At 40.7% G+C, this 15326-nt stretch carries 12 protein-coding genes; 2 read left to right on the top strand and 10 right to left on the bottom strand.

Annotated features, from left to right (window positions below):
• Positions 1-100 precede the first annotated feature (100 nt).
• Positions 101-1186: an AraC family transcriptional regulator gene (locus A8806_RS23285; protein ID WP_181368850.1), complete on the top strand. Its 1086-nt coding sequence runs from the start codon at positions 101-103 to the stop codon at positions 1184-1186.
• A 137-nt stretch (positions 1187-1323) separates the two neighbouring features.
• Here A8806_RS23285 and A8806_RS26695 read toward each other — a convergent pair whose 3' ends face one another.
• The 7 genes from A8806_RS26695 to A8806_RS23255 all read right to left on the bottom strand — a co-directional run bounded on the left by A8806_RS26695 (position 1324) and on the right by A8806_RS23255 (position 11370).
• On the bottom strand, positions 1324-1620 hold the full coding sequence (locus tag A8806_RS26695) for a cyclin family protein (RefSeq protein ID WP_242996246.1): 297 nt from the start codon (positions 1618-1620) through the stop codon (positions 1324-1326).
• An 85-nt stretch (positions 1621-1705) separates the two neighbouring features.
• Positions 1706-1909, bottom strand: a complete 204-nt coding sequence (locus A8806_RS26690; RefSeq protein WP_242996245.1) for a hypothetical protein — start codon at positions 1907-1909, stop codon at positions 1706-1708.
• A 56-nt stretch (positions 1910-1965) separates the two neighbouring features.
• Positions 1966-4395 (bottom strand): glycoside hydrolase family 2 TIM barrel-domain containing protein, encoded by a 2430-nt coding sequence (locus tag A8806_RS23275; RefSeq protein WP_109733563.1) that lies wholly within the window; start codon positions 4393-4395, stop codon positions 1966-1968.
• A 14-nt stretch (positions 4396-4409) separates the two neighbouring features.
• Positions 4410-6242, bottom strand: a complete 1833-nt coding sequence (locus tag A8806_RS23270) for a family 43 glycosylhydrolase (protein ID WP_109733562.1) — start codon at positions 6240-6242, stop codon at positions 4410-4412.
• Positions 6211-8577 (bottom strand): family 78 glycoside hydrolase catalytic domain, encoded by a 2367-nt coding sequence (locus A8806_RS23265; protein ID WP_109733561.1) that lies wholly within the window; start codon positions 8575-8577, stop codon positions 6211-6213. Before A8806_RS23265 ends, A8806_RS23270 begins: the two co-directional genes overlap by 32 nt.
• Positions 8578-8599: 22 nt before the next feature.
• Positions 8600-9961, bottom strand: coding sequence for a family 43 glycosylhydrolase (locus tag A8806_RS23260; RefSeq protein ID WP_109733560.1), 1362 nt, complete (start codon positions 9959-9961; stop codon positions 8600-8602).
• A gap of 29 nt (positions 9962-9990) precedes the next feature.
• Positions 9991-11370 carry an MFS transporter gene (locus A8806_RS23255; protein ID WP_109733559.1) on the bottom strand — a complete coding sequence of 460 codons (1380 nt, stop codon included), beginning with the start codon at positions 11368-11370 and terminating at the stop codon, positions 9991-9993.
• A 191-nt stretch (positions 11371-11561) separates the two neighbouring features.
• Between A8806_RS23255 and A8806_RS23250 the strand changes: the two genes are divergently transcribed.
• The gene (locus A8806_RS23250) at positions 11562-12581 is read left to right on the top strand and encodes an AraC family transcriptional regulator (RefSeq protein WP_109733558.1); all 1020 of its coding nucleotides are present in this window, start codon (positions 11562-11564) and stop codon (positions 12579-12581) included.
• Positions 12582-12693: 112 nt separating this feature from the next.
• Here A8806_RS23250 and A8806_RS23245 read toward each other — a convergent pair whose 3' ends face one another.
• The 3 genes from A8806_RS23245 to A8806_RS23235 form a co-directional block, all read right to left on the bottom strand.
• Complete coding sequence (locus tag A8806_RS23245; protein WP_109733557.1) at positions 12694-13140, bottom strand: helix-turn-helix transcriptional regulator; 447 nt, start codon at positions 13138-13140, stop codon at positions 12694-12696.
• A gap of 102 nt (positions 13141-13242) precedes the next feature.
• Entirely contained in the window at positions 13243-14361 is a 1119-nt protein-coding gene (locus A8806_RS23240; RefSeq protein WP_109733556.1) for a metallophosphoesterase, read from the bottom strand.
• The gene (locus tag A8806_RS23235) at positions 14358-14777 is read right to left on the bottom strand and encodes a helix-turn-helix domain-containing protein (protein WP_181368849.1); all 420 of its coding nucleotides are present in this window, start codon (positions 14775-14777) and stop codon (positions 14358-14360) included. Before A8806_RS23235 ends, A8806_RS23240 begins: the two co-directional genes overlap by 4 nt.
• Between the last annotated feature and the right edge of the window lie 549 nt (positions 14778-15326).

The following is a 15326-nucleotide window of genomic DNA, read 5'->3' as shown; positions in this document are numbered from 1 at the left end:
ATGGAATGACTTTAATCCGACTTTTTATTTAATTTTTCCTGAAAGAATGATACAATTCAAACATACTATTGATAGTTTATCGTATTGGAGGACGCCGTATATGAAGCAAATTTTAGAATATATCGAATCTGTTTTCAAAAATGAGCGAATTAAAAATTTTAATAATTACGGAACAGAGTACCTGTCATTTACAGAAAAGCAAAATACATGGAATCCGTACACTTCAAAAGGATATATAGACAAGATTCTGCAAATCCCATATGAATATTTTATGACGGTAGAATACTGTACCCCTGCTGAGGGAAACGACTATCGGCTGTCTACGTACTCTCCCTGCCCCCTGCCCATATCTCAGAAAACTTATCTTTTGGAAAATAATTATGAAGATGATAATTTACACAGACATGATTTTTTTGAAATGATTTATGTATATAAAGGTATGCGCACAACACAGATTGAAAATCAGATAATCCATTTATATGAACATGATATCTGTATTTTTGATACTAAATGTGCCCATCTGGATATACGCTCCCAAAGCAACGGCATAGCCTTTTATTGCTGTATTACAAGTAAAATACTGGATGCTTATTTTTTGAACAACCTGACAAATAAGAGAATACGTAATTTTTTTCTTCTAAGGGACAGCATCAAAAATGATGTCAGTTATTTACAACTTCACGCTTCTTCCGATGCAGCCGAAAAGATAGAAAAAAATCTTGTTCCTATATTCTATGAAATGGAATCAACCGAGCCCGGATATGACAGAATTTCTCAAATATATACGTTACGCATTTTGAATGCTATCAAACAAACCGATACTGCGAATATTCATACATTTTCGAAACGTCTTCAGGGAACTAAATTATTTCAGGCTGTTTCGAAATATATCAGCAGTAATATAACTGATATTAGTTTGGAAAAACTCTGTAATCAGTTTCATTATCAAGCAGATTATTATAGCCGACTGATTAAAAAAAATACCGGATTAACCTATTCTCAATATGTACACGCCCTAAAGATGGATAAAGCCAAAAATCTATTAATAAATACGGAAATGACAGTGAATGAAATATTAATTTATCTCGGCTATCAACATCATTCTTATTTTTATAAAGCATTTCAACAGGAAATGGGAATGACACCCTCTGAATATAGAAAGCAAACAAGAAAAATTACTATTTAAAGCTCATAGTGTCAAATTCTATATTTTTAGCAATCCCCTTAATAATTAATACAACTGCCACAAGTGTCCTGTTTACTATGTGACACTTGTGGCAGTTCCGTACACCATTATTTCGAGTGATATAATATTAAAATCTCCTATTCGAATTCTTCTAACGTCCATTCATCCCGCCACTCAATATAAGCCCTTTCTCCATCAAACCTGATCGGGAACCATACATAATCTGAAAGGGAGGAGTTTATTCGCATTGCTTTTGCGTCTTCTTCTGTAAAGACAAACTCTATTTCAGGGTCAAATATCTCCTGAAATTTTTTATGTACTCTTGCATATGCTGCACCGCTATAGAAGTCTTCCCCTTCCTCTTTCGCCAGATCTGGCAGCCAGCGGTCCCCCAGAGCGATATACAGGTCCTTCTTTTTGGGATGTTTAAACACAGAGGTAATCTGGCAATTAAATGAGGTACGTGATTTATCGTTTACATGTGGGTCGCCCTGTACTGTATATGGGCCATGCCATAATTTAGAAACTGACACTTCTGATGGATTTGGATGAATAGCAGCGTACACCCCAATGCCAGATATCATCCCGGCCTGTTGTCTTTTCTTTATTTTCACCATACCAATAGTAAGTATCGTCTACTGTTATGATACTTCCGCCATGAGCCTGAATTCGTTTTCCTTCCGTATCAAGCCATATCTGACCCGGTTTTATAGATTTATACATTTTTTTCTCTCCTTATTGTATACAGAATGGGAAACAGGTTATAATGGCCGGAAATTTTATACTTGAATCCCGGCATTTAATTCCTTCGTTTTTACAAAAACATCTGCCTTATTTATTGACTCAGTCTTTTTAATAATTGCAAGTGCCCGGCCATGAAATAATTCTGCTGTTGTTTCTGTAAAATTGTTCTGAGGTTTTGGATTTCCACTGCCAAATCCGGCCAGCGCCGCACCTTTGACCACAATATGTACTTCCATATCTTCATCTGTCACGATGATACCGTTTTCATCCTGCAATTCTATATTTACAAAAATGAATTCAGCACCTATTTTAGCAGGCTGCTCTGCATATAGCACCAGTTTTCTATTGCTTCCGGCCGTTTTTAGCTCATCTTTTCCGATTTCTATCCCATTTTCATATGAAATTGCTGTCAATGTTCCTGCTTCATAAACGGTTTCAAAGTATACTCTGTATTCTGCATCTCTTCCTGCTGTTTTTTTACCCAAAGATTTCCCGTTACACAGGAGTTCCACCTCATCTCCTGCTGAATAGATTTCTACAATTACTGGTTTGCCGTCACAGTCTTTAAAAGTCCAGCTGGCAATACTATCGCTGAGTACCCAGGGGGTCTTGATTAGATTTTCACTGTATTTCTGCGGGTTTTGTACGGTAATATAGGGTGCCTTTCGAAGTCCGAATACGATTTCACGATAGTAGGATGCAGGCCGTCTATAGCCTGTGATATCAATATCGCCGCAGTACGCCAGCTGACAGGGGAATCCTGCGCCAAATCCGCCGTCTCCCCAGTTATATGCGGGTATGCCGACACCTGCTTCTCCAATATAGTCCCATCCGGTCCATGTAAAATCGCCGATTACATGTGAACACTTTTTCACAATTTCCCAGTTTTTTGCAATTTCCGGCGGGTAAGTCTCACTTCCTACGATAACTCTATTGGGGTAATTTTCTCCATCTTTTTCATATCTTGCAGTCATATAGTTGTATCCGGCAATGTCTGTCTCGGCACAGGCTTTTTCCAGTCTTTCCGTGATAGCCTCATGCATTACAATTTTATCCATATACTTATCCATAACAGACATAAAAACATTCACATTACCTTCTGCCTGACCTTTTATGCCTGCCTGAGCTGCAACCTCGGCCACAATCTCATTGATTGAGTCTCCGGCTGCATAAACTCCATTAATAGCGGCAAGTGTATATCTGGTGTTATCTAAAGATTTGATCTTGCGGCTGATTTGATAGGCAACCCGGGCACCATGATTTGTCCCGATTTCGGGAATTTCATTTCCAATAGAATATAAGATGACACATGGGTGATTATAATCCTTTCGGACCATAGCCGTTACATCCGTTTCCCACCATTCATTGAAATAAAGACCATAATCATAATCAGATTTACAGCGATTCCACATATCAAATGTTTCATCCATTACATACATCCCCAGTTCGTCGCAGGCCCGAAGCATTGCCGGTGCCATCGGGTGATGTGACATACGGAGTGCATTGAAACCGGCCTCTTTCAATTTTTTTACCTGTCTGTATTGTACTTCTTCATAAGTCGCTGCGCCAAGCAGCCCACTGTCATGATGAATACAGGCTCCGCGAAGTTTGACCTCTTTACCATTGACACAGAATCCTCTGTTTGCACTTAATTTTAAAATACGGATACCAAATGATGTCAAATTCTCATCAATCAGGGTATCTCCCTGATACAATTTGCTGCTGCATGTATATAAAACGGGCGTTTCTTCCGACCATAATTGGGGTGTCATTATAGCAATTCTCTGTGATGTTTTTCTTTCTTCCTGACCAAATAATGTCATTTCATAGCGGTCAGATGCAACAACCTGACCGTCAGAATTCTGAATAATAGTTTCAAGTGTATAGTCCTCTGATGCATGGCCCAGATTTTCTAATTCTGTGCTCACAAGAATCGAAGCATAGTCATTAGCCACATTCTCTGTTGTAATTTGAACGCCATCCTCTTTGATATGTACAAGATCTGCAATGAGTATATAAACATCCCGGTAAATACCACCGCCGGAATACCAGCGGCTGTTTGTCATTGCCCCGTTTCTGACCTGTACACGTATTTCATTTTCTTCCCCATAACGCAAAAACTCATCCAGACATGCATAAAAGGTTGTATAACCAAACGGTGACTTTGCAGCCAGTTCCCCGTTCACATACACCATAGCGTTCATATAAACGCCTTCAAATTTTAATTTTACAGTTTTATCCCTGTACTCCACCGGTGGTGTAAATAGCTTTACATAATTATAAACATCTCCATCACGGAAACCCGTATTTCCTCCATTGGGACTTTCTGCATATGCCCCTTTCTCAATCATTGCATCATGAGGCAGGGTGATATCATTTGCAATTTCGGGTATATTCCATGTCAAAGCAAAGGCATCTTTATCTATCCAGTATTTCCATGAGTCGTTATATAGTTGTTCTAACATACTTATCTCCTTCATTACGCCAATTGAATGACCTCTCCCTCTGTGATTCCTGCTTCATTAAATGTATCTATTCTTATATAGCAAGATTGATTTTTACGAATGGCACTGAGTATATACTTACATGAATCAAATACCATGCAGCTATGGTAAAGCTTTTGAGGACGATATCCCCATAATATATTATATCCAACTGCAGGAACCTCAGCCCATTTCACTTCGAAATCAAGTTCTGATATTTGTTTTATTTTCGCTTCGCTTATTTTATCCGGCAGTTCCTCACCGCCTGTGCCGAATACACGGATCGCCGAGACACATGGAATTTCATCAAATGGGAGTTCCAGAACTGTCAATTTGATATATCTTATCATATCACCTTCAGGAATTATAACCAGATCATGCGGCAAGTCTGATTCAGCGTTTCTTAAATCCTTAATGGTAAAATAATCATTGCCATTTATTGATCCCTCAAGGAGCCAGCGGGTTCGCCTGTCTGTAGTATCAATATATCGTTCTTCCATTGCGAGGTTTACAGGGTGGGCTCCATATGGCAGTTCATCTGCCATTAAATCATCATCCATAAAATTAATCTGTATTGCATGAACCTTCTGTTCTTTCCCCAGATCAACCTGTACCCACTGCCCAGATTGATTTGGTTCAGCTTTCCACCAAGTTCTAATATTTTCATCAGTAATATATTCACAGCCGTTCCCTGATGATGCCGTGACACACTTTTTATATGATAAAAGCATCCAATCCGGTTTATCAAATGGTTTTGCATCTGCACGTACTGGCCAGTCAGCATATCTTTGATCACAGTACAAATCCCCATCCTCATCAATACCTGCTTTCCAGAGACCTAAACGGCGTTCAAACATATGGTTGTATGAAATCCTCATACTTGCTGCATGCCAGAAAATTCCTTCCTTATCTATTATGGTTGACCCATGCCCGGCACCGTTGATAAATCCTCCTGGTTTATATGAATAGGGATTATTATCCGCAATTTCAAATGGGCCAAGCGGTCTGTCTCCAATATAAACACAATCATTATATATATTATATTGAGTACCAGTTACGGCATACTGAAGGTAATACCTTCCTTTATATTTGGTCATCCACGCCCCCTCAACATAGGGAGCATTTCCCATCATTCTTGGAACAAACTGTTCAATCGGGACAGCCGAATCGCCAAGCATATCTTTGCCAATCTGTGGATTTTCTCTTATTTGGGCAAGTAATTGACTGGAAATGCTCTGAATCTCTTCTTCACTTTTCGGAGGCCTGTGATTATCTCCGGTTCTTTCAAAACCATACAACTCAGCATGTGAATCAATGAGTGGGATTGGTTCTGTTAACGGATGCATTGTAAGCGGATCAAGTTCAACGCCATAGATTGGCTCTGTATTTGTACATCCCCAATAGAAATACACTCTTCCGTCTTCATCACAAAATAAATTTGGATCCCAAAATGGAAAAGTACCTTTTATTTCTTCAAATCCCTGCGTTATTGGATCTTTTGTCCGAAAGAAGGAACAGTTTTCACTTCTTTTTGACGCTGAAAAATATAAGTAATCTCCTATCACTCTGACATCCGGAGCATAATCATATACAGGCATGTCTCCTATATAATTATGCATTGTCCAGTGAATCATATCATTGGATGTCAGAAAACCTGCTGTCATAGAAGGGAACAGATAGTATATCCCGTTGAATTCGACTATAGAAGGATCGGCGGCCTCCCGAAAAACACGGTATCTTACGCCGGATTCTCCCAAAGCCCTGATAAAGGAATACCGATAACTAAAATTAATTGGATTACAATAATAACATTCTTCCTTCTTTTTCATAACTTACTCCTTGAATCCCTTGCTTTTCTAATATAACCACCTGCGTATGAGACGGGGTCTTTAGGTTCCTGCCATCAAAAGTATACTCAATTTCCTGCGGTACCTTAAGTTCTGCTTCCACGGTATTACCCTTCGCCTTAACTTTAACCCTGATTTCCCCGTACCTTGTCTTATAAGTACAGCAGAATTCGTTCATCGTTTCAGGCAAATAAGGACGGATTACGATTTTCTTAAAACCGGGCTCTATCGGAATGATTCCTGCGATTCCGTTATAGTACCATTCAATGATATGTCCCATCATATCATGGCAGTGGCTGCGCGGATTCTCTTCCCAGTATTCCCCGAGTGTCGTTTCTCCGGCCAGTATAAAGGCATAATAACTCGGATGCTCCGGTTTCAGAATATACTGACAGATTAAATCGTTCATGCCATATCTGCGTGCAGTCTGAATCACATAGGGAAGTCCGACTTCTCCGGCAATGAATGCCCCCTTTTCTTCTAATACACAGTGGAATGCCTTTACAATATCCTCTTCTTTATCTTCCGGAACCAGCCCCCAGTAAAGAGGGAGTGCCTGTCCGGCCTGTGTTAAGTATAGTTCGTCAGGATGGTCCCATGTCCGGTAGCACCAAAACCCTTCGGGATGCTGTACAAGCAATTTTTTATTGTAATTATCCCGGATGTCCGCGGCATCCCGCTGAAGCATAATCAGGTCCTGTTTTCTGCCGGTTATTTCGGCAAATTGCATCAAAACCACGGCGTCTGCATAAAGAAATGCAGTTTCTATATTCTCTCTTGCCAGTGCCCCTTCTTCCGGATTTCCCCAGTCACCCAGACCGTGGTTGATAAAGCCATCTTTATTTAGCTTTGTTTTCAGATATTTATAGTAACGCAATCCAGCATCGTAATTTTCTTCGATGATTGACCGGTCTCCGTAGAACATATAATGCCAGTATGTTCCCAGAATACATGTGCTCCCCCAGGGGATGATATCGTAGAAGCTGCCCATCCCCGGCACAGGCAGGACATTGGGAATATAGCAGGGCGCCTGACCCGGCATCATTCCGTCACCCGGATAAAACTTATTTCCTGAGAAATCATAGAAATAATCCTCCTTGGTATGCTGCCCCACACGCATATCCTGAAGGAATTTTCTCCACAGGCTTTCCCCATTTTTCATATACATAATGGAAGCGGCCATCAGGTGGTTCGGTTCCTGCCATGCAAATCGTTCGATTGTCGGACAATCCGTATGCACACTCACCATATTGGCTTCTACTGTTTTTTCAATCATGTGATAAATCTGATTGTATCTCTCATCATCACAGGAAAATGTTCCGCTCTGTTCATATGCACTCGTAATGGCATATGCCCTTAAATTACGCATCTCTGTCCGGCCAGTATCCTCATCAGTTAATCCTTCGACAGCAATATATCTTCCGGCAAAATAGGTGAATTTCATCTCACAGGTTTCCCACTGGTTTTCCTGCCCGATTATGTAGGTAATGCAGGAGTCTACAGTAACCCATTCCTTTGCAATCTGGTCAGCATCTCCTTCCGGCGTCAGTTTTTCAGCCGGATAGATTTTAATGATTTTCCCTTTTTCCCCCTTTACCTCTAAGGAAAGTATGCCGGACATGTTTTGTGAAAAATCATATATTTTCCGATTGTTGAAATCATGCAGGTAAAGTCCTTCGTATTCCTTAATGATTCTTATCGGGGGCTGGGACTGGTTCTGCAATTTTCCCACGGGTGCTTCACATGCCGGGACAATATATGCATGTTCCCATCCGGAATCATCAAAGTCCTGTCTGTTCCATCCATTCTGGGCCTTAGAACCGTCTATCGTTTCGGAACCGTATACATTGGAATGCTGTACCATGTGTTCTTTTACTTTCCATTTATCGTCGGTTTGAATGACTTCCCTGCTGCCGTCTTCATACTCTATATCCACTGTAACTGCCAGTACCAGATTTTTGCCGTAAGGCTGATAGGGGTTGGGATTGGGCGGCATGAATCCGGGGAATGTAAATGTGTAATGTTCGTCATCTTTGATAAACCATCCATTTCCAACCTCTGCGCCCAATACATTTTCGCCTCTTTTCAGATAAGAGGTAACATCGAACGTAACGTATAAAATGATTTTACGATAGTCTGTCCATCCCGGGTCAAGGATATGGTCATCCACCTTTTCCCCATTTATATAGAAGTTAAACTGGCCTAATCCGCATACCTTTGCCGTAGCTTTTTTGACTTCTTTTGAAACCTTTGCTGTTTTTCTTGCATAAAATGGAGTTTTACTGCCATTCGTAATCCACTGTTTTAGTTCACTCATCTTTTCGCCATACCCCTTGTGCCTATTCTTTCGCTTCGTGAAATATAATGTTTTTTATATGCAGCTCCTGTGCTTTGAGAAAATGAAGTTCTGCTTCCATCTTATCGCCGCTGGTTTTATCAACTGTAGCCTCTGTTTTGCCGTCTTCTGTAATCCGTACATTTCCAACACAGTTTCCATCCAGAAGTACTTCAATCTCTCCGGTTCCTTCCGCCTCAATGACGATGTTTGTAAAACCAGATTCACTTTTTACATATCGGAAGACTGCGCGGTCACCCTCTGCGATATGGGTCAGATGTTCACTTCCCTGTCCATCCGTATCAATATACATACGTCCGCTTAGTCCGCATGCCTGATATCCATAAATGATTTCTCCGGCTCCAAATGGTTCACCGGGGCCCTGAGAAGTCATCTTCACCTCATCAATCGTTCCATCGGCATTGATTGTGATTGGCTCGATGCAGAGTCTCCGATATTGCTGCACACCTCTGCTGCACCGATGGTAAAATACATACCACTGTCCATTCACGCATTCGATAGAACCGTGATTATTCCAACTGGCCGGGTCACAGCCGTCATTATCAATGATTATTCCCTGATATGTAAATGGTCCCAGCGGTGATTTGCCCGTAGCATAGCCCAGTGAAGTCGGTTTTCCGCGTTCCATATCTGCATAAACATAGTAGTAGGTATCGCCGATCTTACGCATGGAGGATCCTTCATGAAAGAAGTGTTCTTCCTCTGTAACTAAGTCATCAATAATTGTGTCAGCATCAAAGGATACCATATCCGTGTTCATTTTCACGCCATGTGAGAATAATTGCCCCCAGTAAAAATATGCCTGCCCGTCATCATCCATAAAGACGGCGGGATCAATCCCCCCACAGGGCAATTGAACCGGATTCACGAACGGTCCTTCCGGGGAATCTGACACTGCCACGCCTTCACTGTCGTCCGGCATGCAGAAATACAGATAATATTTTCCGTTCCGGAAGATACAGTCCGGTGCAAAAAGAAGCGGCGGCCTTACTTCATCTTCCTTTGATTCAAACTTTTCTTTCTCCCCGGCCATATCCATGTTCTCCAGCATTTTCCGGATAAACGGAGTCGGACATGACCAGTCAATCCCCGGATATTTGGGCGCATCCGGATCATCAAACCAGGGTACATCCTTTCCTTCAAATGAAATATCATGGAGCGTCCACTCCTTCATGTTAGCAGTTGAAACTACATGGTATTTTTCACTGCAATAGATATCCCCACGGTCATCAAAACTTCCATAGATATAGAGTCTTCCATCCGGCATCACATGCCCCTCACTGTCGGGAATGTGATATTCCAATGGCAGGATTGGATTGTGGGTGTTATTAAATTTAATAGACATATTGTCCCTCCATTTCAAATGCTGTAAAATTATTTACTGTTTTCTTTTTTTCTCTTTTCCAGTTCGGCCATAACCACTGGTTCTTCTTTGTCATAGTGGTAGATGAACTTAAAACAGATGATGACTACAATAAGCATAATTGCCGGAAGCCATGCGAACATTGCCGTAATCCCGAAGATGGTTGCCTGACTCTGTACTCCGTTTGCCACATATCCTGTCAGTGCCAGAATCCATCCGACACAGCCTGCCGCTAATCCTGAGCATACTTTCTGGGAAAACGAAACAACTGCAGACCCGATTCCTTCAATTCGTTTGTTTGTCAGATACTCACCGTAATCTACAGCATCTGCAGATAATGTATTGACCGGGACTGAAAGCGGGCCGGTAGCAAGTCCGCAAATAATCGTTCCTGCCACTAAGAGCGGAATGTTCGTGGCTGAAACGGCAATTCCCCTAAGGACATAGCCAACAATCTGTCCCGCTGCACCCACATATACACTTCTTTTCTTTCCAAAGAATTTCAAACTCGGTCCTGCGAGAAAAACGATTCCCAGTACTGTTGGAATTAAACTCACCATGCTGAGAGAAGTCATTAACATTGCGTCGTTCATTGCATATGTATAGAAGTAAGTCTGGGAGCTTGAGTTTATCTGAACAGAAAAATTCACTACTATAGTCATTGCTAATGCAAATATAAAATATTTATTTTGAAAGAAATTTTTGATTCCTTCTGTAAATGACATTTTTTCTTCCGTATCTTTTTTTACTACTGATTCTACAGACTGTACATTTTCCTTAGTAAATGCGAAAGCTAACAGAAGTCCTATAGTTGTAATAGCGCCATAAATCGTAAACAAGATTCTCCATGCAGTGATGTCTCCGCCAAAAAGATTAATTAGAGGAAATGTTGCTGCTGTCCCTAAAATTGCCCCGCCAAGCCCAAATATGAGTGAATATTTTGCCAGTGCACCTCTTTGAACGCCGTCCTGTGTCATAAGCGGCATCAATGCTGCTTTAGCCACGCCGACAAGTGTATAAAGAATAGATGTAAACAGGTTATATGTAACAAACGCATAAATCATCTTTGCCGTCCCGGATGCATTTTGCGGAACCATAAAAATCAGAATTGCTGACAAGCCAATCGGAACAGAAAGCCATAGCAGCCACGGTCTTGCCTTTCCCCATTTAGTTTTCGTTTTATCAATCAGGCTGCCTGCTATTAAATCTGTGATTCCATCGAATAACTTTGAAATGAAAAACATGGTACCTACTGCCCCTGCAGCCATCCCTACATTATCTGTGTAGAACATAGTCAGGAATGCAGCCAGAATTGAATTCATCGTCCCCGGCAGTTCTCCTAAGCCATACCCCAGCCTGTTTTTGAATGTTAGTTTACTTGCGTTTCCCATAATCTTTCTCCCTTCACTTTGCTTTGGTTTAATTTACTTTGATTTATATCAACCTTATCATGGTTTTTCTTTATTAGCATTTGTATAAAAAGACAACTGCATTTGCATTATCTGACATCGCCAACATTTAGTATCCACAAATTTCTTTTATCTGTTATACTGTTATTGACCATATAAGGAGGAGTCACGTCATGGCAATAGATGAAATGAAAGAAGTTGAGCAGCAGCTGAAAAGCTTGTATATGAAATATCCGGAGCTAAACCTGCAGAACCCAATGACAGAACAGGATCTGGCCTCCATTTCTGATACTGTTCATATGGATTTGCTCCATTTGATGAATATCCCTTTAGATACAGACCTGCTGGAAAAATCTTTTTTTCGCAGTAATGAGGACATCGCAATATACCAGCATGTCCGTTACCTTCCGGCATTGTACCACCGCCAGAAGTTTTTCGAGTTAGTATATATCATGTCCGGATCATGCACCAATTACTTTGAGGACTCTTCTATAACACTCAAGGAAGGGGATATCTGCGTCATTGCCCCCAATGTAACACATGCGCTCAGCGCCTTCTCGGATACGGCGGTCGTTTACAATTTTCTCATCCGGACAAGTACGTTTGACACATCTTTTCTTGGCCTGTTAACCGATAAAGATGTATTATCAAACTTTTTTTCACATGCGCTCTATGCAAATGAGAAGAATTCATATCTGCTTTTCCAGACTAATGGTGATACAAATTTACAAAGTTTTATTCATTTTATGACAGACGAATATTCTCATAAGTATAAGTACAAAGACCGGATGATGAATTCTTTATTAAACTCCTTTTTCGTCACTTTATTGAGGAATCATGAACAGAATGTCATACTGCCGTCCAAAGACGGACAGAAGATGGATGAGAACCTGATGTACATTTTAAACTATATTCAGTCAAACTATACACATCTGACACTTTCAGAACTGGCGGAATTTTTCAACTACAGTGAGCGCCAGATGGCCCGTATTATTAAAGACAATACAGGAATGAATTTCAGTGAGATGATTCGTGAACTGAAGCTGCATAAGGCTGCAGATTTACTTCATAATCCGGATATTTCTATTGCAGAAATCATGGAGAGGGTTGGATATTCAGATTTGAGCAGTTTTTACCGCTCTTTTAAAACGTATTATAATATAACACCTGTAGAATATAGAAAAAACTTGTAGGAAAACTGGGGAAGTGAAATGTTTTCGATATAAGTATTTATATAAGAAACAGGACTTTGCCATATGACATCTATTTGCAGAATGCACATGGCAAAGTCCTGTTAATAAATACTTATCTATCCTTCCACATTTTTCCTAAGATATCTTTCAGAACAAGAAAAGCATCCAAATCATTATATCCGTATTCTTTTTTCAGGTCATCGAGCATCCTTTTTAATTTAACTGCATAGGCAGGTACATTTACCTGCTCCTGATACTGGAGCAGAATCGGATATTTCTTCCCCCATGCACTGGTCCAGTCGATTTTTGCTTCCAGTTTTGGATTCGACTGCTCAATCACCTGCTCGATCTCCTTCAGATCAATATCAAATGTAATCAGTTCGTCCAAAGTTGTGTGATAGAGTGACGACATTTTCTTAGCCTGATGGACGTCCGGAAGTGTTTCATTCGTCTCCCACTTCGATATTGTCTGCCTGCTCACGCCTAATTTTTCGGCTACATCTTCCTGTGATAAACCACTTTTCTTTCGTGCATGAAATAAACTATTTCCTAAATCCATATTTTTCTCTCCTTCCATGTGATACCTATATCATAGAATAATATGGAGGAATAATCTATCTGGTTTTGTTTGCAATTTGGCACGTTTTCTTAACAACCATATTTAATGGCCTGTTCCTGTTAGTTTTAGTATTACATACTCACAATGTCCTTCAGTCCTGAAGGGATATCCCCACCCGGTAAATCCGGAAGAAACAATGACTTTGCAGTCTCCCTTCTGGTACTCCCCATAATTAAGGACCCCGGTCAATTCAGACAGAAGCCCGACCGGCCAGATCTGCCCGGCATGGGTATGTCCGGATACTTGCAGGTCCACTCCCTGTGTAGCATTTTCTTCTGACTGTGCCGGCTGGTGGTCGGCTGTAATAATGTAATGGTCCCGGTCAGCACCCTGTAAGATTTCTTCCATAGACTTTCTGCCGTAAGCATAACTCCACAAGAAATCTTCCCGTCCGGCAAGGATGAGCTCTTCGCTTATTTCCACATAGGAATCCTTAAGTATGGTGATATGGTTTCTTTCTATAGCCGCTGTAAGTTCTTCATCTGTGTAAGTACGATTTTCCGTATACGGCTGCCTGTCATGATTTCCATAGACATAATAAATACCATATGAGGTTTTTATTCCTCCCAGTACCTGAAAGGCCTCCTGCATTTTTTCTTTGGAAGTATCCTCTTCTACAATGTCGCCGCCCAGAATCACCATATCTAAACCCTCCTGATTCAGTTCCTCTACGGCTTTCTTCAATATTTCCGGATTCTGGATAGTTCCATAGTGGGTATCCGTGATCAGGGCTATTTTATAATCGTTCAGTTTTTTCTCTGTTGTGACATGATACTCTGTTTTTACAACGTGGCACATATTATAGAAGCCATATGCCAAAAGGATTGCGGTAATAATGACGGGAATCAGCCCACACCTATAAACAGACAGGATCCTTTTTTCAATCCGACCGTCCTGCTTTCTATATACTTTCCTGAAAATCATAAAAATTAGATCACAGATTACTGACAGGGCCAATATATGCAGAATGATCATGGTTGTTATGCTCCACACATTTAAACATCCAGCAGCTACAGCCGCCGCAATGCATAAACAAATAACTCTGGAACTTCTGCGGGTCATATTTACGCCCCAAAATGCGAGGATTCGTTTTATGTAAAAGTATGCGTATATTACTACGATACCGGCCAGCATAATCCCCATAATGCTATAAATATTCATTTATCCTCTCCAAAAAGATATTTTTTTCGCAAAAAATCGGCATGTTCTTTTGTAATAGCTCCGTCATCAATCTCTGCCGCATTGATACTTCCATATAACTCCCCCCAAAAACAATCGAGCAGATCTGAGTGTTCTTTCAATCCGTTCTTGTAGGCATCCAGATCATGCTGCAAATATTCCGGCAAACCATATTCATAAGCACGCTCTCTTTCTGTCTGCCGGATAGCGGCTGATGTTAGCAGTTCCATGGAAACAGACAGTGCTTTTGCTATTTTATATACTGTCTCGGCACTACATTTTTCCAATTTAGTTTTCCCACTGAAAATATCATTCAATGTGGTATGGGGAATTCCGGCCTCTACAGCAAGTCTGTATTTTGTCATATTCTGTTTCTTCAAAAGATCATCAAGTATCATATTCGCCACCTTACCTTTTTGCAATTGTCTGCACGTAATAATTGTATGTATTTTCATTATATCGGCACACCGAAATATTATCAAGCATCTATACAATTTTTCATTTAGTTTACTGTCACATCCGTTACTGTGTACAGCACGGTCTGAACAGTAATATACTGGCCTCCTGCTTCAATTTGATGCAGGATATACAATCACGTGAATTCCAAAACTGAACCCTGTATGCAAGACTAAATCCCACGTACCATTAAAAAACGTACTGATTTAAAGAAATTTTTCATCACATTTGCGCCATTACGTGCTAAAATAAATATGAATTTATAAGAAACTCCATAAACCGGGTACAGCAAACAGACCTCTGGGAGATCGACTTGCAAGACTAACTCCTACAGGTCGGACATGATGATGTGAAAGTTGTCCGGGATATGGTGGCTTGTATTTTTATCGTTTAATGCTTAAGCAGCTTCGGGCTTAGTACCACATCATCAGGTGCTATGTACTGAAGCTGCAGTGCTTTCAGCACTTCTTCATCAAACATTTTAAACGCCT

Source organism: Faecalicatena orotica, assembly GCF_003149245.1.
GTDB lineage: Bacteria > Bacillota > Clostridia > Lachnospirales > Lachnospiraceae > Faecalicatena_A > Faecalicatena_A orotica.
This window is presented reverse-complemented; position numbering and strand designations above follow the sequence as displayed.

Bases quoted from the DNA above. Each gene is read 5' to 3' on its own strand.
- A8806_RS23260 (WP_109733560.1), bottom strand. From the start codon at position 9,961: ATGTCTATTAAATTTAATAACACCCACAATCCAATCCTGCCATTGGAA.
- A8806_RS23275 (WP_109733563.1), bottom strand. From the start codon at position 4,395: ATGTTAGAACAACTATATAACGACTCATGGAAATACTGGATAGATAAA.
- A8806_RS23250 (WP_109733558.1), top strand. From the start codon at position 11,562: ATGGCAATAGATGAAATGAAAGAAGTTGAGCAGCAGCTGAAAAGCTTG.
- A8806_RS23240 (WP_109733556.1), bottom strand. From the start codon at position 14,361: ATGAATATTTATAGCATTATGGGGATTATGCTGGCCGGTATCGTAGTA.
- A8806_RS23255 (WP_109733559.1), bottom strand. From the start codon at position 11,370: ATGGGAAACGCAAGTAAACTAACATTCAAAAACAGGCTGGGGTATGGC.
- A8806_RS23235 (WP_181368849.1), bottom strand. From the start codon at position 14,777: ATGATACTTGATGATCTTTTGAAGAAACAGAATATGACAAAATACAGA.
- A8806_RS23265 (WP_109733561.1), bottom strand. From the start codon at position 8,577: ATGAGTGAACTAAAACAGTGGATTACGAATGGCAGTAAAACTCCATTT.
- A8806_RS23270 (WP_109733562.1), bottom strand. From the start codon at position 6,242: ATGAAAAAGAAGGAAGAATGTTATTATTGTAATCCAATTAATTTTAGT.
- A8806_RS26690 (WP_242996245.1), bottom strand. From the start codon at position 1,909: ATGTATAAATCTATAAAACCGGGTCAGATATGGCTTGATACGGAAGGA.
- A8806_RS23245 (WP_109733557.1), bottom strand. From the start codon at position 13,140: ATGGATTTAGGAAATAGTTTATTTCATGCACGAAAGAAAAGTGGTTTA.
- A8806_RS23285 (WP_181368850.1), top strand. From the start codon at position 101: ATGAAGCAAATTTTAGAATATATCGAATCTGTTTTCAAAAATGAGCGA.